This is a genomic window from Candidatus Binatia bacterium (assembly GCA_036382395.1).
GTDB lineage: Bacteria > Desulfobacterota > Binatia > HRBIN30 > HRBIN30 > JAGDMS01.
This window is the reverse complement of record DASVHW010000391.1, coordinates 1-21586: the sequence shown is the minus strand read 5'-3', so window position 1 is coordinate 21586 and position 21586 is coordinate 1. Positions and strand designations below refer to the sequence as shown.

The window sequence follows — 21586 nt, the reverse complement described above, 5'->3', positions numbered from 1 at the left end:
GGCGATCAGATTCCGGGCCAGTGTACGTTTACCGTGTCCGCCTGCTTCAACGTTCCCGATCGACGCTTGCCGAGTTGCGCCACGGATGCGCCGATCGTCGCCTATGAGCTGCGGTCGCCGCAGCCACCACCGACCCCCCATTCTGTCGACGCAGGCAATGCGGCAGCGATCAGCACGGCACTGCCGTCGCTCCCGCTCGTCACGCAGAACGAGTGCACCGCATCGATGCCGATCGTCGTGCCGGTCGGACAAAAGCCGGGGGTGAAGTGGATCCGCTTCTCTGCGACCGCCAGCGACGGCCGCACCGACTTCGACCGGCTGCGGCTGACGTGCCTGCCGGCGAATCCGTGAGCCATCGGCGGCTGTCCTTTGCAATCGGCGGCGGGCAACGTTAAAGAACTGACCACAGGCTTCGCATGATTTCCGAGAACGTTGATGGCCCCGGTCGACTGATCCTGGTGCGGCATGGCGAGAGCGAAGGCAACCGCGACCGGACCTTCACGCAAAACTCCGCGGTGCCACTCACACCCTTCGGCCGCGAGCAGGCGCGAGCAGCCGCGGTCCGCATCGCACAGAGTTACAGCCCCACGCGCATCGTGGCCAGCCCATTTGTGCGGGCCCGGGAGACGGCCGAAATCATCGCCGAGGTTGTGCGCCTTCGCGTCCAGGCGGAGGCGGACTTGCGCGAGCAGAGCTTCGGGATCTTCGCCGGGCAACCGTACGAGGCCTTGCTCGGCGACGCGTCGTACCACGACGGTCCGCGCTGGCACTGGCGGCCGCAGGGCGGGGAGTCGCTAAACGATGTCTACGCGCGGGTCGTGCCGGTCTTCGAACGAGTCACGCGTGAAAGCACCGGGCAGGACGTCGTCCTGGTCAGTCACGGTGGTGTCATGTTGGCTTTGTGTGCCTACGTCACCGGCTCGTGGGACGATCTCACGGTGACCCCCAATGCCGGCATCGTCGTCGTCGAGCATCGCGGCGGAACGTACGCCCCGCCGCTGACGATGGCGCAGGGCTAATACCCGCGGCCTCACAACATCTCGACGTTCATCGGTTCGCGGCGTGTGAAGGCGTAGAGCTGCGCCGGGCGATGGCGACCGCGCCGCTGGCGGTGCAGCGGCTGCAGCAACCCCGCCGCCAGTATCTTCTTGCGGAAATTGCGGCGGTCGAGCTGGCGGCCGAGAATGACCTCGTAAATCTCTTGCAACTCACCGACAGTGAACTCGTGGGGCAGGAGGCTGTACACGATGTTGGTGTAGGCCAGCTTCGACTGCAAACGGGTGAGGGCGTAATGGGCGATGGCGTTGTGGTCGTAGGCCAGCGACGGCAACGCCCGCACCGGGAACCACGCCATGCGCCGATACTTGGGGGTGCCGGTCCGGGCCTTGCCCTTGCCGGCGACCAAGGCAAAGTAGGCCACCGATACGACGTGGGCGTGGGGATCGCGCAGCGGATCGCCAAAGGTGCGCAGCTGCTCCAGGTAGACGTCAGTAATCCCGGTTTGGGCCTGTAACTCGCGCCGCGCCGTCGCCTCCGGCGCCTCCCCGACCGGCACCAGACCTCCCGGGAAGGCCCAGTGGCCGGCAAACGGTCCCGACTTCACCTCGACTAGCAACGCCTGCAGCGCGCCACGATCGATGGTGAAGATCACGACATCGACAGCGACCAGCGGGGACAGGAGCATCGCGGAGCGGATTCAACCGGTCACTAGCTCAGCTCGAGCATGCGGCGTAGCGAGCGCTCGGCGCCGGCGCGCACCGCTTCATCGAGCACGATCTCATACTGCATGCGCTCGAGCGCGTGCAGGGTGCCGTCGAGCGTAATCATCTTCATGAACTGGCACAGCTTGCAGACCTTGTAGAACTTCTTCTCCGGCACCTCGACCAGCAGCCGATCGGAAAGACCGCACTCGGTCACCACCAGGAACTCCTGCGCATCGCTGGTCTTGGCGTAGCGGATCATGCCGCTGGTGCTGAGGACCGCGTCCGCCAGGGCGATGACATCCGCCCGGCATTCCGGGTGGACCAGAATCCGGACGTCAGGCAGCGCCTCCTTCACCGCGCGGATGCTCTCCGGCGTGATCTGATGATGGACGTAACAGTTGCCGTTCCACGTAATGATCGTTTTCGACGACTCACGCTGCACGTATTCGCCGAGATGTTCGTCGGGCACGAAGAGAATGTGCTGGGTTGGCAGCGCGTTGACGATGGTGACCGCGTTGGCGGAGGTGCAGCAGACATCGACGACGGCCTTCACCTCCGCCGTGGTGTTGACGTACGCCACCACCTGCAGGTCCGGAAAGCGTTGACGCAGCTCGTCACGGCGCTCCACCAGCTCGTCCGCCGTCACGCTGTCGGCCAGGGAGCACTCCGCACGCAGATCGGGCAGGAGGACCGTCTTAGTCGGGTTGAGGATCTTGGCGGTCTCGGCCATGAAATGGACGCCGCAAAACACGATCACATCGGCATCCACCGTGGTCGCCTGCCGGGCCAGTTCGAGCGAGTCACCGATGAAGTCGGCGACTTCGAAAATCTCCGGCCGTTGATAGTTGTGCGCCAGCACCACCGCGTTACGCTCGGCTTTGAGCTGCTTGATGCGATGGATGGTCGCGGCCATCTGCTCGCATGTCGCCTGGTTGTAGAGGCGCGGCTCGTTGAGACAGGCGAACTCGCTTTCGAGCTCGCCGGCGGTCTTTTCCGTGGCGGCTTGCATCACACCTTCCTTTGCGTAAATTATACACTTACGCCGGGTGCCCGGTCAAGGGATTCGGCCGCCCCTCCCTTTTCTGAAAATGGGGAACGTATTCGCAAGACGGCGCCACTGGGGCTTCGCCGCCCATGGGCAAGCGAACGAATGACGTTAGAGTTTCTCGCGGTGTCGTTCTTGCAGCGCTTCGCCGTGGGTTCGTGGCTGCCGAATTTTCTTGACTAACGACAGCCGGGATTTTATGACGCATTGCATTAAAGGAGAGGGAGGCGGATGACTGAGTCTTATCAAACAGCTCCCGTCGGCGGGGCCTTCCTGATCGAACCGGCAACTGCCCGCGACCCATTCATCTACGAAGACTTCACCCCGGACGAGATCGGGCTGGCCGACACCGGCGAAGAGTTCGTCGGCAAAGAGGTGCTGCCTCATCTGGAGGAAATCGAGCACAAGAAGGACGGACTCACGCATCAATCGCATCTTCGAAGGCACCAACGAGATCAACCGCCTGCTGATCCCGGGCACGCTGGTGAAACGGGTCATGACCGGCGCGCTACCCCTGTTCGACTACATTCAGCAGGTGCGGACCGAGTTGGCCGGTGGCGGCCTGCCGCCGGCGGGTGACGGCAACTTGGCCGCCGAAGTGGACGCGGTCGAGGCGGCTAAGCCTCTGACGGCTCACGTTGCCGGCATTCTCCTCGAAGGCCAGGCTGCCGAGCTGGCACAGAAGCAACAGCATCTGGAGCTGCTCAGCAACATGGTCCTGGAGGTCTACGCGCTGGACAGCGCCATCGCGCGGACGCTGAAGCTGATTCGGCGCCGCGGCGTGGAAGGGGCGGTCCTCGAGATCGACCTGTCTCGCATCCTCGCCGCGCGCTGCAGCGATGAACTCCTGGCAACGGCACGGCGGCTGATCGCCAATGACACCACGGGAGACGACTTGTCCCAGCGACTGCGGGAAATCAGCCTGCTGTCGTCGTACATTCCGCGGGGCGTTCTGGACACGAAGGCGCGGGTGGCCGAACGGGTCACGGCGATGTACGCGCCAGCCGCGTGACCACACCACCGGCCGCCCACGACCACGCGGGGCCAGGCGCCCGCAGATCTGGATCTCCTGAGAAACGGCGTGCCTGCCTTGCGCCGTCGGCAACGGTCTCGTATTGGTGAGCAACGATGGATACGACGCGAACGGATATTGCGGGCGCCGAAGGCAAACTCGGCGTTCTCCTCGTGGGGCTGGGTGCGGTCAGTAGCACTTTCGTCGCTGGGATCGAGCTGATGAAAAAGGGTGTCGGAAAACCGATCGGCTCACTCACGCAACTCGGAACCATACGGCTCGGCAAGCGCACCGAGAAGCGCACGCCGCGTATCCGCGACTTTGTTCCTCTGGCAGCCATCGAGAACCTAGTGTTCGGCGCCTGGGATATTTTCCCGGACAACGCCTACCAGGCCGCGCTGCGCGCGCACGTGGTCGAGCCTGCCCTGCTCGACTTGGTCCGCCCGGAACTCGAAGCCGTGGCGCCGTGGCCCGCCGTTTTCGATCGCGACTACGTCAAGCGGCTCGACGGCCCGCATGTCAAAAGCGGGGCCGGCAAGTTTGATCTGGCCCAGCAGCTCATGGAGGACATCCGCGCCTTTCAAACCGCCTCCGGCGCCAGCCGCCTCGTCATGGTATGGTGCGGGAGCACCGAGAGCTTTTTGCGACCGGGCATCGTTCATAGCTCGCTGGCTCATTTCGAAGCAGGGATGCGCGCCAATGATCCGACCATCGCGCCGAGCATGCTCTACGCCTACGCGGCACTGTCGCTGGGAATCCCGTTCGCCAACGGAGCGCCCAATCTCACGGTCGATATTCCCGCACTTACCGAACTCGCCGAACGTCACCGCGTCCCCATCTGCGGCAAAGATTTCAAGACAGGCCAAACGCTGATGAAAACCATCATCGCCCCTGGCCTCAAGGCACGGATGCTTGGCCTAACGGGGTGGTTTTCCACCAACATTTTGGGGAACCGCGACGGTGAGGTGTTGGATGAGCCCTCTTCCTTCAAGACCAAGGAGGAGAGCAAACTGTCCGTCCTCGACGTCATCCTCCAGCAGCAACTCTATCCTGAGTTGTACAAGGACTACATCCACCGGGTGAATATCCACTACTACCCACCGCGCGGCGACAACAAAGAGAGCTGGGACAACATCGATATCTTCGGCTGGCTCGGCTACCCCATGCAGATCAAGATCAATTTTCTCTGCCGCGACTCGATTCTCGCGGCACCGCTGGTCCTCGACCTGGCGTTGTTCCTGGACCTGGCACAGCGCGCCGGCATGAAGGGCATTCAGGAGTGGCTGTCGTTCTACTTCAAGAGCCCACAAACCGCACCCGGCCTCTATCCGGAGCATGACCTCTTCATTCAGCTCATGAAGCTCAAGAACACGCTGCGCTTCCTGCGCGGCGAAGAGCTGATCACCCACCTCGGCTTGGAATACTACGACTGAGGCACCACCCGGCATCCCGAACCCAGGCACCGAAGATGCCTTCGGGGAGCGGTGGAGACCTCGAAAAGGGCAAAAATCAGGTAAAAAAGCCCTTTTTAGTCGGAATTTGCTTGACACCAGCGGGGTCGTCGTTGCAGTTATACGCGGTAATTAGCTCGGCAGTTGAGCGTTGAGCACGAGGGGAGGAAGGGCGATGACGAAATCCCAACTGGTTCAGAAATTGGCGGAAACGACGGACCTCAGTAAGAAGCAGGCCGATGTCGTGCTCCAGACGTTGGTTGAAGTGACTGTGGGTGCGGTGCGCAAGGGAGACCCGGTGAAGATTCCAGGTCTCGGCACATTCCGCAAAGTGCAGACCAAGGCTCGCATGGGGCGCAATCCGCAGACCGGCGAGCAGATCAAGATCCCGGCGCGCAAGAAGGTTCGCTTCTCCGTCGCGAAGACCTTCAAAGAAGCCGTTCTCGGGAAAAAGTAGCATCACGTCTGGCGCCAGGCGCCGGATCCAAAAGCGCACCAAATTCGAGTCCACGAAGTGGATGCGGATTTGGTGCGTTCATGCCGCGGCGAGATAAGAAGTTCTTACGATCCGGCTAGTAGTCTTTTTCATTTGGCTAATGCTTGAGGCATTACTACTATGCGCAGAATCGCGGTGTGGGGGAGTGTATGACTGATCGATCTTTCGGCCTGTTTGAACCGGACGCGTTGTTGCCAGCGCAGTTCTATGCCGCTTTTCGCGGCGGCTCGGCGGTGCGCGGCGAGAAGCGGCTCATGCTGGCCGTCCTGCAAGACGCACTGGAATGTTACCAGAAGTACGCGTTCACGAAGGACATTCACGGTCAGCAACTGTTTGCTGAAGCTGAGGAGTGGATCTCGTGTGAAGACCGCAACTGGTATTTCTCGTTCGAAAACATCTGCGAAACATTGGAAATCAATCCCGAGTATTTGCGCCACGGCCTCCGCCAATGGCGAAAACATGCGTTGGACTTTGCAAGCCATGCCGCCCGCTCTTCAGCCGCGCAGACTGGCTCTGACGGCCATTTCGCCGCGGTCGGATAGCTGCAAATCGGGATGGCAGAAGCAACCAACCCGTTACGTTGCATCTCCGTCCCGTCCCATTGTCCTCGAATCATCCCTGACAGACCCGTTATTCGGTGCGCCGGAAAGGTGAATGCCGGGCGCGCCGTGCTGTTCGGGCCAGCTGCGCGTTGATCTTGCATGCCACTACCCGTGAAGATCGTAGGCTTGACCGGCGGCATCGGCTCCGGAAAGAGCACGGTGGCCGCGATGCTTGAGGAACTAGGCGCAAAGGTCATCCATGCCGACGCCGTCGGCCATGAAACCTACCAGCCTGGCAGCGAGGGGTGGCAGCGAATCGTCGAAGCTTTTGGCACCCAGATTTTGGGGCCGGATCAGAGCATCGACCGGAAAAAGCTCGGAGCGATCGTCTTTGCTAGTTCGCAGGCGCTGGCGCGGCTCAACGCCATCGTCCATCCGCTGATTTTTGCTGAGATCAGAAAACGGATCGACTCACACCGGGCGGCGGGCAGTTCTCAACCGATCGTCATTGAGGCCGCGGTGCTGATCGAGGCAAACTGGCTGCCACTTGTGGACGAGGTGTGGCTGGTAGCGGCTAGCGAGGAGGCCGCCGTCGAGCGCCTGGGAAAGCAGCGCGGCCTGCCGCCGCGGGAAGTGACCATGCGGATCGCGGCCCAGTTGAGCGATGCAGAGCGGCAGCGCCATGCTCACGTGATCATTCGGAACACCGGCTCGATCGAGGATCTGCGCAGGCAGGTCCGTGCCCTGTGGGAGCGGCTTGCGGGCGTCAACTGACTCAACCAACCAGCTGTCGCCGTGCCTCGTACACGACAATGGCGACGGCGTTGGAGAGATTGAGGCTGCGGACGTGCGGGCTCGAAATGGGAATCACGTAGGTGTCGTCGCCATGGGCGGCCAGCACCGCTGGCGGTAGGCCTTTGGTTTCCGAGCCGAAAACGAGGAAATCGCCCTTGGCGTAGTGTGCCCTGAGGTAACTGCGGGTGGCGCGGGCGGAAAAGAAGTGCATGCGCGCCTGGGGGTATCGGGTTTGAAACCGTTGCCAGTCGTCGTAGACATGAAGATCGACGTACGGCCAGTAATCGAGGCCGGCGCGCTTGAGGTAGCGATCGTCGAGCGAGAAGCCAAGCGGGCGGATCAGATGCAGGTGCGTATAGGTCGCGGCGCACAAGCGCGCGATGGTGCCGGTATTGGGCGGAATTTCCGGCGCAACGAGGACGACGTGCAGCGTCGCTTCGGCTTCAGCGCTGGGAGATGGTGTGCGTGGCGCTGCCACAACGAAGCCGGAACTCACCGCCGCCGGCCTCCTCGATGAATTGCGCCAGCTGGTAGTACGCCGGCCGGAGGAATCGGGCGCGATCCATACCTCCCTTGACTCGGCAATAGAGCACGTTGACGGCACCGACGTGCAGACTGTCAGGATCCAACCATTCGTCCGTCCCGTCGTTCAGGTGAAGGGTAAAGCCCAGGGGCCGGGACGGCGCCGACGCATCCCCCTCCGCCCCGGAGGCGATACTCACGGAGGCCACGACGTGCGGCACATCTTGGATCTCGACGTCGGCGTGGTTGCGTTCGTCAATCCAAATTTCATAGCCGCCGGACGCTTTGCGCCGCAGGTACCGGCTGAACAGCTGTGCCAGTCGATGATGCGTGACGGGCTCATCGTCCGCATACCAGCGGCCGTCGCTACCGAATTTCAGCTTCGCGGCCTGAACGGCGTAAAACCCAGCACGCGGCATGGCCCACTCAGTCTACTCGACGCTCTTCGGTATCCAGAATGACCGTTACCGGGCCGTCATTCACGAGTTCGACTTGCATGTGTGCTCCGAACTCGCCGGTCGCAACGCTGATCCCTTGGCTCCGAGCCCGCGCCACGACCTGTTCGTACAAGGGCACGGCGGCTTCGGGGCGTGCGGCGGCACTGAATGATGGGCGTCTCCCCCTACGCGTATCCGCCAACAAAGTGAATTGGGACACGAGCAGGAGTTCTCCGTGGACATCTCGCAACGACTGAGCGAATTTTCCGCAGTCGTCTTCAAAGATACGCAAATCGAGCAGCTTGTCGAGCAACCAGTTTGCCTGCACCTCCGTGTCATTCGTCGCGATCCCCAGGAAGACGAGCAACCCCGGCCCGATCGCACCCACCGACCGGTCACCAACCGTGACCCGAGCGGCGGACACGCGCTGAATCACCGCACGCACGTGGGATGCCTTGCACTCACTCGGTCACATCCCACCCGTCTTCCTCGTCCTCGTCGTCATCGTCGTCGTCATCGTCATCATCGTCATCATCGTCGTCATCATCGTCGTCGTCGAGATCCTCGTCATCATCGTCTTGGTCCTCTTCCCTATCTCCCTCCTCGTCCTTCTGCTCTTCCTCTTCCTCCTCCCGCTTCGGTCCCAAGAGTCGCTCGTCCATCTCCCCTTCCTTTCTTCGGCACACGTCTTTCATGCTGGCTAGGCCCGGACTCCGACGCGTCACTGGTCAGCGCGAGGCCTCACGTGTGACGAATGCAGAAGCCATGTTGCCTTCATCCACCGCGCCCATCGCGGCACCAGTTGAACACGGCATGCAGTCAAATCCAGTTCTGCAAAAGGCAATCGGCTCGGCTTCTAGCGGCGCAACCATGCAAAGTCAAACTGGCGGCTTTTCCATCACTTCCCCCCATCCTGGTCCGGTGATCCGAGTGTCTTTCCGTACCCACAACCGCACCGAAACCAGCGCCCGCCCCGACGCTAGTGGTCGTCCACAACCGTGGAGCCCGTGCGGCGCAATCCCGGCAGACAGTCGACACTTTTCCTATTGTTGTCGGCTCGATAGCGGGCAAGTCCTCGTGGCCCCTTCCGCTCGGCCCATTGACACAGCTGTGGGCGCTCACCCTCGTACCGAAACATCGGAACGCCGTAACCACACGAGTCGGCAATGCGTTCGACCGAGACGCGGATGATCGTGCGTGTACCGTCGTATCGGGGGAAGCCCGCCTCGAGCGATTCGAACTCCGGGTCACCTGGCTCAATGGCTTCTCCGCGCCCGTACAGGCGGAGTATCCTGGGCGCATTCTCAAGAGAACAGAACAGAAAAGTGATGCGGCCGTTGTCGCGGAGGTGTGCCACCGTTTCAATGCCGCTGCCGGTGAGATCGAGATACGCAACCGTCCTCGGATCCAGAATTCGAAAAGTGTCGAGCCCCTTGGGAGAAACGTTGACGCGGCCGGTAGAGCCCGCCGGCGCCGTGCCGACGAAAAAGAGCCGCTGGGCACGAATGAAATCTGCAGTGGTGCTGTCGATCTCGGGATGAAGCTTGCCCACGAGCGCCTCCTCTTGCCGTGTGAGTTCTCTGATCCTTCCACAGCACCGCAGGCGGGAAAAGGGGGGCACCGATGGTTACCGAACCCCGACGGGGGCTCGGGCTGCGTTCGAGATCCGATTAGCGGTCCGGGTGCTGCGCCGCGGCACGTCGAAGCTCACGCGTGACGGCCACACCGAGATTGGCGAGATTGTCTTTCAAGACGTAATCGCGGGCACCGGCCTGCAACACAGACGACACCACTTCCTCGAGGATCTCGCCGGATACCACGATGACCGGCAGGTCGACGCCTCGTTCGCGGAGGAGCTGCAGCGCTGCGAGCGCGCTGAACGTCGGCAGGTGGTAATCACAGAGGATCACATCCCAGGTCTGTCGCTCGAGCGCATCGTCCACAGCGGCCGCACTCTCGTGGCGCTCCCATCTCGGGTCGTAGCCGCTGCGTCGCAGCTCCCGCAGCACGAGCTGCGCATCATCCTCGGAATCTTCGATCAACAACACGCGAAGTGGGGTGATCATAGCCTTTGGCAGCGCACTTGATGGGCTACCTGTATCCTTCCTGGCCGCATGGCAGAATTCGATTGCGCCATCCAAGCAGGCGTTGCGCTCTTGAGAAGGGACAGCATACACGCTGATCCCCAGCAGCTCACGTGCCAGTGCGCGCGTGCCTCCTCGGGACCGACATGGGCGTCGACGAGCAACCAACCCAACACACCAGCTGATACGTTTTCGTGTTACAGGATTAGCGGTTTGGTCCAGAGTAGGACCGTCAGCGCCGCCGACGGCAACGCAGGTTTGCTGCGGCCGCTGGCGGACGCGCAAGCCGTCTGACTCTTTTCACGTTCTCCATACCCTGCTAACGAACAGCGTATGAGTTTGGTCACCCGATTGGCTGCCCGCCGCTACGGCGGTATGGCAGCGCTTTACGAGAAGTTTAACGCACCGTTGGAACGCGCCCGACTGGCTGTGGTTCGTTCGCGGCTGGCTGCAGACATGAACGGCCGCATCCTGGAACTCGGCTGCGGGACCGGCCTGAACTTTGCCCATTATCCCGCTACGGCAGAAGTCACTGCGATCGAGCCGCTCGATGAATTCCGCGTGTTTGCGGCCGAGCGTGCCAAGACCGCGAAGGCGCGCATCACCGTGCAGGACGGAGACGCCCAATCCCTGCCTTTCCCCGACGCGAGTTTCGACGGTGCGCTGGAAACGCTCGTCTTTTGCTCGGTCCCGGATGTATCCCAGGGGTTGAGGGAGCTGCGCCGGGTGCTGCGTCCCGGCGCGCCAGTGCGTTTCGTCGAACACGTCCGCAGTCCACACGCCCTACACGCGGCACTACAGGATCTGTTCAACCCGCTTTGGCGGTGGGCGGTGGATGGCTGCAACCTCAACCGCGACACCGTCCGGACCATCGAAGCAGCCGGCTTCAGAATCGACGAGGTCCGGGTGCACGACATACCGCGGGCCTCGCTCTTCCCCCTGCGTGAGATCCAAGCCCGCACGTAGGACGACTGGCATGCAGGCGTTGGTATTCGAGAACAGCCTGCCGCGACAGGCGGCGACGAAGCTGCTGAGCGCGCTGACCTCACGCCGATCATCACCCACCGCTACCGGCTCGAGGCGTACAAGGAAGCGTTCCTCACCTGCTGGCAGCAGGGAAGAACGCAAGCGGTGAAAGTGCTGTTCGAATTCCCTATCCCTCATTCCTCTCGCGCTGCTCCCGGCCCTTCCCTCTCGCCCTCCAGGAGCGGGGCGGGGTGAGAGCTTAGCCGAGCCGATGGTTGCCAGTCTCATGCTGCCGTACGTCCACCCAGTCGCCGCTGGTCTCACGCTAGCCCTGTTCGGTTACGTGGGTTCCTTGGGGTTTCGCGCCCGCAGCGAGCCGCGCCGTGCGCGCCAGCACTTGGCGCGTCACGCCCGGCTTGCACCCAGCATGTTTGGACTCATGCTGGCAAGCTGGATCGGAGGCTTCCTGTCCACCTGGCGGCTGCGCAGCAACCTGGAACTGGCGGCCAGCGTCCACTTCCGGATCGGCGTGCTCATCATCCTGGCGCTTTCCGGGGGCATGTTGACCTCACGCTGGATGCGCCGCCCGGAAATACGCGCAATCCATCCGTGGTTCGGCGCCGCGGCGATGTTGCTGGCCGCGGCGCAGGTCTTCTTCGGGCTGCAGATCACACCGTAGCCAGCCGGCCCTCACGATCGTGGAGCTGGCACGACTCCGCTTACTCTTGGAATTGCGCGCGTCGGTACGCTAGACAAGTAGACACATGTCACCACCGGATCGAACACAGGCACTGCACGCCGCACTGGAGGAACGCATCCTCGTCCTCGACGGGGCGATGGGAACGGCGATCCAGGCCATGGATCTCACCGCCGAGGACTTCGGCGGACCGAACCTGGAGGGTTGCAACGAGCATCTCGTGCTGACCCGGCCGGACGCCATCAGGAAGATTCACCGGGACTACCTCGACGCCGGCGCAGACATCATCGAAACGGACACTTTCGGCGGCACCCGCGTCGTGCTCGCCGAGTACGATCTGCAGGACAAGGTCTACGATATCAACTACGCCGCGGCGCGTCTGGCGCGGGCGGAGGCGGACGCCGCCTCGACCACGCAACGGTTGCGCTTCGTCGCCGGCTCCATGGGCCCGGGCACGAAGACGATCTCGGTGACCGGAGGCATCAGCTTCGACGAAGTCCGCTCCGCCTACACCGACCAGACCGTGGCTTTGGTCGAGGGCGGGGTGGACCTGCTGTTTCTCGAGACGCAGCAGGATACCCTCAACGTCAAGGCGGCACTGCTGGGCATGGATGATGCCTTTGGGCGGCTCGGCCGCAGTGTGCCGGTGGTGCTCTCGGTCTCCATCGAAACAATGGGCACGATGCTGGCGGGCCAGTCGATCGAGGCACTGTATGTCTCGGTGGCACACCGCGACTTGTTCGCCATCGGCATGAACTGCGCCACCGGCCCCGACTTCATGACCGACCACCTGCGCACGCTGGCGGAGCTGTCGCGCTTCCCGATCTCGGTGTTTCCCAATGCCGGCCTGCCCGATGAAGAAGGCCACTACAACGAGTTGCCGGCGATGCTGGCAAAGAAGGTCGAGCGCTTCTGCTCCGAGGGATGGGTCAACATTGTCGGCGGCTGCTGCGGGACGACCACGGAGCACATCCGCTTGCTTGCCGAAGTGGCCGCTCGTCACCGGCCGCGCCAGCCGGCGCCCGTTCGCCGCTGCATGGTTTCGGGCATCGAGGCGCTCACCGTCGACCAGGACACCCGGCCGGTGATCGTCGGCGAGCGCACCAACGTGCTCGGCAGTCGTAAATTCAAGGACGTCATCGCCGCCGGCGATTTCGACCAGGCTGCCGAGGTCGGCCGTGCCCAGGTGCGCAAGGGCGCCCACGTCCTCGACGTCTGCTTGCAGGATCCAGACCGCAACGAGGCCGCCGACGTCACTGCCTTCCTCGTAACGCTGGGGAAGAAAGTGAAGGCGCCGATCATGATCGACTCCACCGACGCGGGGGTCATCGAGGAGGCACTCAAGCTCACCCAAGGGAAATCGATCATCAATTCGATCAACCTCGAGGACGGCGAAGAACGCTTTCGGAGGGTCGTGCCGCTAGCACGCCGCTACGGCGCCGCCTTGGTCGTCGGCTGCATCGATGACGACAAGCAGCAGGCGCAGGCCATCACGCGCGAACGCAAGCTGCAGATCGCGCAGCACTCCTACGATCTGCTGACGAAGAAGTACGGCGTCCCACCGGAAGATCTCATCTTCGACGCACTCGTGTTTCCGGTCGGCACCGGCGACAAGAACTACATCGGCGCAGGCGTCGAGACGATCGAGGGCATCCGCCTGATCAAAGAGATGCTGCCCGACTGCAAGACGCTCCTCGGCATCTCCAACGTGTCGTTCGGCTTGCCCGCGGCGGGTCGCGAAGTGCTCAACTCGGTGTTTCTCTACCATTGCGTGCAGGCCGGCCTCGACATGGCCATCGTCAACTCGGAAAAGCTGGAGCGGTACCCCTCGATCCCGGATGAGGAGCGGCGGCTGGCGGAAGATCTGATCTGGTGGCGCGGCGACGATCCGATTGGCGCATTCAGCGCGCACTTCCGCACCAAAGCGCCCAAGCAGACGGTCGAGCTACGGCGCAATCTGCCGCTCGACGAGCGCCTGGCGCTATACATTATCGAAGGCTCGAAGGACGGGCTCTTTGCCGATCTCGACGAAGCGCTCCAGCATCGCAGGCCGCTGCGGATCATCAATGGCCCGTTGATGGCCGGCATGGACGAGGTCGGCCGCTTGTTCGGCGCCAACGAAATGATCGTGGCAGAAGTCCTGCAATCGGCCGAAGTGATGAAGGCCGCAGTCGCGCATCTCGAGCCTCACATGGAGAAGGCGGACAGCTCGATCAAGGGCAAGCTCCTGCTCGCCACGGTGAAGGGAGATGTGCACGACATCGGCAAGAACCTGGTCGACATCATCTTGGGAAACAACGGCTTCAAAATCATCAACCTCGGCATCAAGGTGCCGCCGGAGGAACTGATCAAGGCCTACCACCATCATCAACCGGACCTCATCGGCCTGTCCGGGCTGCTGGTGAAGTCGGCGCAGATGATGGTGGTGACGGCGCAGGACTTGAAGGCCGCTGGCGTGTGCTGCCCGATCCTGGTCGGTGGCGCGGCATTGTCGAACCGCTTCACGCGTCTCAAGATTGCGCCGGAGTACGGCGGCATCGTGGCCTATGCCAAGGACGCCATGACCGGTCTCAATCTGGCGAACCAGCTGATGGATGCGAACAAGCGGCAGGCCATGGCCGCGCGGCTGGTCGAAGAAGCCGGGCAGTTGCAGGCGATGGGGCCGAAGCGGCCTCAGGCGGAAGTCGCGGCTCCGCCGTCTCGATCATCCGTGCCTCGAGTCGATGAGGTCCCGACGCCGCCCGATCTCCGGCTTCACGTGATTCGGAACTACGACCTCGATGCGATCTTCCGCTACATCAATCCGGCGATGCTTTACACGCGGCATCTCGGCTTCAAAGGCAAGTTCAACGAAGCCTTGGCGGCAGGGAATCCCAAAGCCAAGGACCTGCGTGAACACGTTGCGGCCGTCGAGGAGATCATGCTGGCGCGGCCGGACATCACCGCCAATGCCGTGTACCGGTTCTTCCCCGCGCAAGCCGAGGGCGACAAACTGCTGATCTACGCCTCCGATGGCCGGACCATCATCGAGACGTTCCCCTTTGGCCGCCAATCCGACGAACCGCATCTCTGCCTCGCGGATTTCACCTTGCCGGTCGACGCCGGGCGCATCGATTACGTTTGCTTCTTTGCCACCACCGTCGGTCCGGGCGTGCGCCACCTCGCGGACCAATGGAAAGCGCAGGGCGAATACCTGAAGTCGCACATCCTTCAGCTCTTGGCGCTGGAAGGTGCCGAGGCCTTTGCCGAGCTCTTGCACCAGAAGATCCGCGAGATGTGGGGCTTCCCGGATCCGCCCGGCATCGCGATGGGGGATGTGTTCAAGGCGCGCTACCGCGGTGTGCGGGTCTCCTTCGGGTATCCCGCTTGTCCGCGGCTTGAAGACCAGGAAAAGCTGTTCCGGCTGCTGGATGTGGCGCAGCAAATCGGCGTTCACCTCACTGAAGGGTACATGATGGAGCCCGAAGGCTCGGTCAGTGCATTGGTATTTCATCATCCGCAAGCGAAGTACTTCAACCTCTCGCCCGAGGACATGGAACGCTTAGAGCGCACCATCGACCGCGAGGCGGCGGAGAAGCCGCCAGCGATCTAGTGAGCGGCCCGCCCGATCCACACGTGGGGGGGGGCGATGACTCTTCCCGCCGTCGGAGAACTCCCAGTTGTCAGGGAGTGGCCCATCTATCTCCCCAAGGCTCCAAAACGTTCTGGACAGCAGCTTGACATACAGGCGTCAGGGTAATACCTACGGCGGGGCAAAAACTGCCATAGTTAGGGTGGCAGACAGGGTGGGCGTAGGCCGGAATCGTTTCGGACCGACGCGATGTTGGGCTGTAATCGGGGGGCGGCAATGGAACATTTTCAGGCAACGGTGCAACTGCTTGACTTGGTCGAGCCTGATGAGGCTACCGCACGGCGCAAGGTGGAGGAGCAGCTGCGGGCTGCCGGCTTCAGTCGTTGGCAGGTCATTGGACTGGGACTCCAGGGAATGGTGACGCCCCCGCGGCTGCCGTACCGACCATCACAGAAGGGCACGGATACGAGACGCACCGGCGCTAGGATGTTGTTGGCGGCGGCTTTCGCATGGATTCTGTGGCTTGTCTGGCTATTAGGAAACTAGTAACAGCCCCCCACGTCTTTGCCGCCGACCTGCGCCTTCGGCACGGCCCCGAGTGTATGCCGCACCTGGCCCGCCTGAGCTGGCGGTGGCGGCACACGCTCAGTCTCTTCTCGCCAAGCGGATTGAAGTTTCCCCACTGCTAGTGCATCGTCGACAGCATGAAGCCGAGAAGCGCTCTGACTTCGTCGCTCTTGATCCTGACGCTGGTGATCGGAGTGAGAGTGGCGGCCGCATTTCCGAACCCCTTTGGCTTCCTCGGTGGAAGCAAGGGCCAGCCGCCGCCCACAGCACCGAGGCTAGAGCGGTTCGGGACAGCGACATCGCCCCCATCCTCCTTTGCCGGCATCGTGCGCACGGTGAAGCCGGCAGTCGTCAACGTCTCGACCAGCCAGACGATCAGTTCGCGGGGTGTACCGGGGTTTGGACCGCAGGGACCCCTTGACCCGCAAGATCCGTTCTTCCAGTTTTTCCGGCATTTCTCCCCGGAAATGCCCCGCAGCTTCACGCAGCGCAGCCTAGGCTCGGGGGTGATCATCGACGCAGACGGCTACATCGTCACCAACGCGCACGTCGTCAAGAATGCCGAGAAGATCGTCGTCAAGCTCGATGACCAACGAGAGTTCGAGGCGCGGCGCGTCGGCATAGACGAGAAGACCGACGTGGCACTGCTCAAGATCGCCTCGCCTCACGATCTAACCGTCGCTGTTCTGGGAGATTCCGATACGCTCCAGGTGGGCGACTGGGTCCTCGCCATCGGTAACCCGTTCGGCCTGTCGGAAACAGTGACCGCCGGCATCGTCAGCGCCCTTGGGCGCGTCATCGGGCAGGGCCCGTACGACAACTTCATCCAGACCGACGCATCCATCAATCCCGGCAACTCGGGCGGCCCACTGATCGACGTACAAGCCAAGGTGATAGGCATCAACACGGCGATCTTCAGCCGGGGCGGCGGTAGCATCGGCATCGGGTTCGCCACCCCGATCAACGCGGTGAAGGGCGTCGTCGAGCAGCTCAAAACACAGGGCAAGGTCATCCGCGGTTGGCTGGGCGTCAGCATCCAGAACGTCACACCGGACCTGGCGCGCTCCTTCGGGTTGAAGAAGGCGCTGGGCGCGCTAGTGGCCGACGTCACCCCTGACGGTCCGGCAGCCCGGGCCGGCCTCCAACGGGGCGACATCATCATCAACTACGATGGCACCGACATCGACGAAGCCCACCAGGTCCCGGCATTCGTGGCGGAGACGAAAATCGGCAAGACGGTCTCCATCACGGTCTTGCGCCACGGCGAGAAGCTAACGCTGCATGCCAGTGTGGCGGAAGTGCCGGCCACCACCACGGCCGCACCAGAGGCGCCGGAAGCGCAGCAGAGTTGGGGGTTGACCGTTTCCAACATCACACCGGGTGTGGCGCGGGAACTCGGCCTCCAATCCACCAAGGGTGTGGTCGTCACCGACGTGGACCCTGACAGCCCCGCGGGCGACGCAGGCTTGCAGCCCGGCGACGTCATCACCCAAGCGGATCGTCAACCGGTGCGCGACGTCAGAGATTACCGAAAGGCTGTCGCGGCGAAGAGGAACGAATTGTTACTGTTGGTGAATCGCCAGGGGCAAGGTTATTTCGTCGCCCTCCGGCGCTCCGAGTAGCCAAGCGTCTGGGGCAGCGTCGGCAACCGTCCATCGACACGCGCCGTACCGATTGCAAGCCGCGACAGAACTCTATTCTTGCGTGATGAACTAGGCTTGGCCGGACATGATAGGGTGCACGACGACACACTGGCAGTCGCGGCTTGCATGGCGGAGTTCCTGACACGATAGAGTCGCGCGGATGGGGCAAACGGACGCCAACATTCTGGGAGCCGATATCGGCGGAACGAAGGTCAGCCTGGCTTTGTTCGAGTGGCAAGGTGGGCGCTTACGCTGCGGCCGCATGCAATCGTATGCCAGCGGCGAACTCGATGGTTTGCCCGCCGCCCTCCGCCTCTTTCTGGGAACAGCGTGGCCGCAACTGCAGGCCGCCGCGTTCGGTGTCGCGGGGCCGGTGCAAAAGGGCCGCGCGCAGATCACCAACCTGCCTTGGGTCGTGGACATCGAGCATCTCCGCACCGTGCTCGGCATCCGACGGGTCAAACTGATCAATGATCTGGAAGCCACGGCCTATGGCGTATTGACCCTAGCGCCAGCCGACTTCCTGGTGTTGAACCAAGGCCACACGGTGCCCGGCAATGCCGCCGTCATTGCCGCGGGCACCGGCCTCGGCGAAGGGTTGTTGTTCTGGGACGGCACCCAGCATCACCCCGCACCCTCCGAAGGCGGCCACAGTGATTTCGCGCCGCGCAACGAACTCGAGACGGAACTGTTGACGTTCCTCCGCAAACGCCATCCACACGTGAGTTACGAGCGGCTGCTCTCCGGACCGGGCTTGGTCAACATCTACGAGTTTCTGCGCGACAGTGGGCGCGGCGATGAACCGGCCTCACTGGCGGCCCGGATGCGAGAAGAAGATCCGGCGGCGGCCATCACCCAGGCCGCTTTACAGGGAGGGCCGCCGCTCTGCGTTCAAGCCCTCGACCTGTTCTGCGCCATCTACGGCGCGGAAGGTGGCAACCTGGCGCTGAAGGTAATGGCCACCGGGGGCGTGTACATCGCCGGTGGCATCGCCCCGAGAATCCGTGGGAAGCTGACCGATGGGACGTTCATGGCGGCATTCCGCGACAAAGGGCGGATGGCGCCGCTGATGGACGTGATGCCGGTTAGAGTTGTATTAAGGGAAACGACCGCGCTCCAGGGTGCAGGCTTTTGCGCGGCGCGCTTATTGGAAAAGGAGGAGTTTTGATGACCGAGAGAGTGCGTGAGATCTTGAGCTGGTACAGCAGCGACACACCGGGGACGCGGACCAACATCGCCCGCCTGCTGAATCATGGCCGACTGGGCGGGACGGGCCGCTTGGTGATCCTGCCAGTGGATCAGGGCTTCGAGCACGGTCCGGCGCGCAGCTTCGCGCCCAACCCGCCGGGGTACGACCCGCGCTATCATTTTGACCTGGCCATCGCCGCCGGCTGCAACGCTTATGCGGCGCCACTCGGCTTTCTCGAAGCCGGCGCGGCCGAGTACGCCGGCGAGCTTCCGCTCATTCTGAAACTGAACAACTCCGACAGTTTGCTCAGCGGCGGTGATCCCTGCCCTGCCGTTACCGGGAGTGTCGACGACGCGCTGCGTCTGGGCTGCGCGGCCATCGGCTTCACCATCTACCCGGGGTCGACGGCGCGCAACGAGATGTACGGTCAGATCCGCGCGCTGGCCGAGGAAGCGAAACGCAAGGGGCTCGCCGTCGTCGTCTGGTCCTATCCGCGCGGCTCCGGCCTGTCCAAAGAAGGCGAGACCGCGATCGACGTGGCGGCCTACGCGGCACAGATTGCGGCGCAGCTCGGAGCCCATTTCATCAAGGTAAAACCGCCAACGGCCCACATTGAGCAAGCCGCCGCCAAGAAGGTCTACGAGAAGCAGCGCATTCCCATCGGGACCCTTGCCGAGCGCGTACGCCACGTGGTGCAGAGCGCGTTCAACGGCCGGCGGGTGGTGATTTTCTCCGGTGGCGAAGCCAAGGAAACCGAGGCCATTCTCGACGAAGTACGCGCCATCCGTGACGGCGGCGGCTTCGGTTCGATCATCGGCCGCAACTCCTTTCAACGGCCGCGCGAGGAAGCGCTGAAGTTCCTCGGCACCGTCATGCAGATCTACGCCGGCGAGATCCGCTAAACGGGGTATCCATGGCACCGGCCGCGGCGCCGGAAGTGATGGTCTGCGGCAGCGCGGACAACCTGGCCAAACAGGCGGCGCGTGAGTTCAGCCGCGCCGCTCAAAAGAGCGCCGCCGCCCGCGGCCGCTTCCGGGTTGCGCTCGCGGGCGGTTCGACCCCGCGGGCAGCCTATGCGCTGCTGGCGAATGCTCCGCTGCGCCAGCAGGTTCCCTGGCAGCAGACCGAAGTGTTCTGGGCCGACGAGCGCGTCGTTCCCCCGAACGATCCCGCCAGCAACTACCGGATGGCCCACGAGATGCTCCTGGCGCACGTGCCAATTCCGCCTGACCACATCCACCGGTTCCGCACCGAGCTGTCGCCGCCAGACGCCATCGCCCGCCAATACGAGGACGAGCTACGCGCCAGCTTTCAGTGTGCCCGGCCCCGCTTTGACTTGATCCTGCTCGGCATGGGTGAAGACGGCCACACGGCATCGCTGTTTCCGCATGCCGCGGCGCTGGGGGAGAGGAACAAGTTGGCCCTCGCTCTCTATGCCGCGCACCTTCACACGTATCGGGTCACGCTGACGTTGCCGGTCCTCAACGAGGCACGCCTGGTGATCTTCTTGGTCAGTGGTCGCGCCAAAGCGGAAACGCTGCGCCATGTGCTCCGGGGCGAGCGCCAATTCGAGCGCTGGCCGGCACAGGCGGTTCAGCCTCGTCAGGGCCGGGTGGTGTGGCTCGTCGATCGCGATGCCGCAGGCCTGCTTCACCCCGGCGGCGACGCCAGGGGCTGAGTGTGCCCCTGACATTACATGGCCGGAGCGTGCGCCTATACCACCTTGCTGCTATACGCGATGGCTGCCGTCGGTCCAGCCGGGGGGTTGATTCTTCTCTTCTGTTGCGGCCGCAGGCACGGCAACGGGGGGCTGCCGGCAGGACGGCAAGGGAGGTTCGCCAATGACGGAGGCGCACATTAGCGGAGCGCGGATTGCACGCATCCTTCTGGTTGAGGACGATCCGGACGACGTCGAAATTACCCGCCGGGCATTCGAACGCGCCAAGATCGGCAACCAACTGACGGTCGTCGACAATGGGCAAGCGGCGTTGGATTTCCTCTATGAGAGTTGCTCCGCGCACCATGATGATCCTGGCACCGATATGGTGCTCCTTGATCTTGAGATGCCAAAACTCGACGGCCGAGCCGTCCTGCGTGAGATCTGGGGCGATCGACGCCTGCGCCACATTCCGGTAATCGTCCTCACCGCTTCCGAACGCGAAGACGATTTGATCCAAAGCTACAAGGGCGGCGCAGTAGCGTTTCTCCGCAAGCCGGTGAGCGTAGAGCGGTTGCTGACCGCCGTGGGGGACCTGTCCGACTACCGCTTGTACATCGCGCGACTGTCGAAATGAGCTGAAACTCTCGCGGAACTTTGTGGCGCCACTCCGGTGTCGCAAAAGCACCGGTTGCCGAATCTTCGCCGCTCATCCTCAGCCTCCCCATGCCCTGAGTTCCTACAGCCGGAGTGGCAGGTGCGCACCCTTGGGAGACCCCCTCGGACCTGCAGAACAGCGCACTTTCTTGAGCTTCGCGGGCGGGCGTTGCGTCGTCTCATGGCCGCCAGCCGGGCGATCAAGGCCGAGCGTGACCGGCTCACCCAGCAAGTTGCAGAGCTGACGAATCTTCGCACCACCGAAACCACTGATCTGCACAGCCAACTGGCAAGCGTGGAAGAGCGCCTGCTCGCGGCCGAATCCGAGCGATTGCGCTATCAGCGTAGCGCCGATGCGAAGCGGCTTGCGGCTGAACACGCGCTGCAGGCACTCCAAGCGGAACACGACGGCTTGCTCCTGCGCATGGGCGCGATGGAGTCCAACGCCACGGAGGTGGACAACCTGCTACAGGCGTTGCGCCGAGAGCGCGACGACCTGGTCGCGCAAAAACAGGACTTGGCACAGCAACTAGAAGCGGGACAGGCCGCGCT

25 protein-coding genes are annotated in these 21586 nt (G+C 63.0%); 16 read left to right on the top strand and 9 right to left on the bottom strand.

From position 1 onward, the window contains the following. Together VF515_19065 and VF515_19060 are read left to right on the top strand one after the other, a co-directional pair. Positions 1–351 (top strand): hypothetical protein (locus VF515_19065; GenBank protein ID HEX7409735.1); only part of this gene is annotated, 351 nt, incomplete at its 5' end. Between the two features lie 65 nt (positions 352–416). Then, a complete protein-coding gene (locus VF515_19060; GenBank protein HEX7409734.1) occupies positions 417–1019 on the top strand; it encodes a histidine phosphatase family protein in 603 nt (200 codons plus the stop codon). Between the two features lie 11 nt (positions 1020–1030). Here VF515_19060 and VF515_19055 read toward each other — a convergent pair whose 3' ends face one another. The 3 genes from VF515_19055 to VF515_19045 all read right to left on the bottom strand — a co-directional run bounded on the left by VF515_19055 (position 1031) and on the right by VF515_19045 (position 3246). After that, on the bottom strand, positions 1031–1684 hold the full coding sequence (locus VF515_19055) for an NUDIX domain-containing protein (GenBank protein ID HEX7409733.1): 654 nt from the start codon (positions 1682–1684) through the stop codon (positions 1031–1033). Between the two features lie 23 nt (positions 1685–1707). Beyond that, a complete protein-coding gene (gene nadA / locus VF515_19050; protein HEX7409732.1) occupies positions 1708–2712 on the bottom strand; it encodes a quinolinate synthase NadA in 1005 nt (334 codons plus the stop codon). 147 nt (positions 2713–2859) lie between these two features. Continuing rightward, positions 2860–3246, bottom strand: a complete 387-nt coding sequence (locus VF515_19045; GenBank protein HEX7409731.1) for a hypothetical protein — start codon at positions 3244–3246, stop codon at positions 2860–2862. Between VF515_19045 and VF515_19040 the strand changes: the two genes are divergently transcribed. From VF515_19040 to coaE, 5 genes are all read left to right on the top strand, one after another. Beyond that, on the top strand, positions 3245–3760 hold the full coding sequence (locus tag VF515_19040) for a hypothetical protein (GenBank protein ID HEX7409730.1): 516 nt from the start codon (positions 3245–3247) through the stop codon (positions 3758–3760). The two genes, VF515_19045 and VF515_19040, sit on opposite strands and share 2 nt — an antisense overlap. A 116-nt stretch (positions 3761–3876) precedes the next feature. Then, entirely contained in the window at positions 3877–5193 is a 1317-nt protein-coding gene (locus VF515_19035; protein HEX7409729.1) for an inositol-3-phosphate synthase, read from the top strand. A gap of 193 nt (positions 5194–5386) precedes the next feature. Then, positions 5387–5668: an HU family DNA-binding protein gene (locus VF515_19030; GenBank protein HEX7409728.1), complete on the top strand. Its 282-nt coding sequence runs from the start codon at positions 5387–5389 to the stop codon at positions 5666–5668. 143 nt (positions 5669–5811) lie between these two features. Beyond that, entirely contained in the window at positions 5812–6249 is a 438-nt protein-coding gene (locus tag VF515_19025; GenBank protein HEX7409727.1) for a hypothetical protein, read from the top strand. 186 nt (positions 6250–6435) lie between these two features. Further along, positions 6436–7023: a dephospho-CoA kinase gene (coaE, locus tag VF515_19020; GenBank protein HEX7409726.1), complete on the top strand. Its 588-nt coding sequence runs from the start codon at positions 6436–6438 to the stop codon at positions 7021–7023. A gap of 1 nt (position 7024) precedes the next feature. Here coaE and VF515_19015 read toward each other — a convergent pair whose 3' ends face one another. From VF515_19015 to VF515_18990, 6 genes are all read right to left on the bottom strand, one after another. Further along, positions 7025–7474, bottom strand: coding sequence for a tRNA (cytidine(34)-2'-O)-methyltransferase (locus tag VF515_19015; protein HEX7409725.1), 450 nt, complete (start codon positions 7472–7474; stop codon positions 7025–7027). 13 nt (positions 7475–7487) lie between these two features. Continuing rightward, positions 7488–7985: a hypothetical protein gene (locus VF515_19010; protein ID HEX7409724.1), complete on the bottom strand. Its 498-nt coding sequence runs from the start codon at positions 7983–7985 to the stop codon at positions 7488–7490. A 7-nt stretch (positions 7986–7992) separates the two neighbouring features. Beyond that, positions 7993–8448: a D-aminoacyl-tRNA deacylase gene (gene dtd, locus VF515_19005; protein ID HEX7409723.1), complete on the bottom strand. Its 456-nt coding sequence runs from the start codon at positions 8446–8448 to the stop codon at positions 7993–7995. 16 nt (positions 8449–8464) lie between these two features. After that, the gene (locus tag VF515_19000) at positions 8465–8665 is read right to left on the bottom strand and encodes a hypothetical protein (protein ID HEX7409722.1); all 201 of its coding nucleotides are present in this window, start codon (positions 8663–8665) and stop codon (positions 8465–8467) included. A 317-nt stretch (positions 8666–8982) separates the two neighbouring features. Then, positions 8983–9555, bottom strand: coding sequence for a pyridoxamine 5'-phosphate oxidase family protein (locus VF515_18995; GenBank protein HEX7409721.1), 573 nt, complete (start codon positions 9553–9555; stop codon positions 8983–8985). A 118-nt stretch (positions 9556–9673) separates the two neighbouring features. Further along, positions 9674–10069 carry a response regulator gene (locus tag VF515_18990; protein ID HEX7409720.1) on the bottom strand — a complete coding sequence of 132 codons (396 nt, stop codon included), beginning with the start codon at positions 10067–10069 and terminating at the stop codon, positions 9674–9676. A 351-nt stretch (positions 10070–10420) separates the two neighbouring features. Here VF515_18990 and VF515_18985 point away from each other — a divergent pair, with 351 nt between their 5' ends. From VF515_18985 to VF515_18945, 9 genes are all read left to right on the top strand, one after another. Then, complete coding sequence (locus VF515_18985) at positions 10421–11053, top strand: class I SAM-dependent methyltransferase (protein ID HEX7409719.1); 633 nt, start codon at positions 10421–10423, stop codon at positions 11051–11053. Between the two features lie 271 nt (positions 11054–11324). Continuing rightward, positions 11325–11732, top strand: coding sequence for a DUF4079 family protein (locus VF515_18980; protein HEX7409718.1), 408 nt, complete (start codon positions 11325–11327; stop codon positions 11730–11732). Between the two features lie 85 nt (positions 11733–11817). Next, complete coding sequence (metH, locus tag VF515_18975; GenBank protein HEX7409717.1) at positions 11818–15342, top strand: methionine synthase; 3525 nt, start codon at positions 11818–11820, stop codon at positions 15340–15342. A 746-nt stretch (positions 15343–16088) separates the two neighbouring features. Beyond that, the gene (locus VF515_18970) at positions 16089–17510 is read left to right on the top strand and encodes a DegQ family serine endoprotease (protein ID HEX7409716.1); all 1422 of its coding nucleotides are present in this window, start codon (positions 16089–16091) and stop codon (positions 17508–17510) included. A gap of 181 nt (positions 17511–17691) precedes the next feature. Next, a complete protein-coding gene (gene glk / locus VF515_18965) occupies positions 17692–18699 on the top strand; it encodes a glucokinase (protein HEX7409715.1) in 1008 nt (335 codons plus the stop codon). Next, a complete protein-coding gene (locus tag VF515_18960; GenBank protein ID HEX7409714.1) occupies positions 18699–19622 on the top strand; it encodes a class I fructose-bisphosphate aldolase in 924 nt (307 codons plus the stop codon). The genes glk and VF515_18960 overlap by 1 nt, the downstream gene beginning before the upstream one ends. Before the next feature lie 11 nt (positions 19623–19633). Beyond that, the gene (pgl, locus tag VF515_18955; protein HEX7409713.1) at positions 19634–20398 is read left to right on the top strand and encodes a 6-phosphogluconolactonase; all 765 of its coding nucleotides are present in this window, start codon (positions 19634–19636) and stop codon (positions 20396–20398) included. 163 nt (positions 20399–20561) lie between these two features. Beyond that, entirely contained in the window at positions 20562–21014 is a 453-nt protein-coding gene (locus tag VF515_18950) for a response regulator (GenBank protein ID HEX7409712.1), read from the top strand. Between the two features lie 201 nt (positions 21015–21215). Further along, on the top strand, positions 21216–21586 hold a 371-nt coding region (locus VF515_18945), incomplete at its 3' end, for a hypothetical protein (protein HEX7409711.1).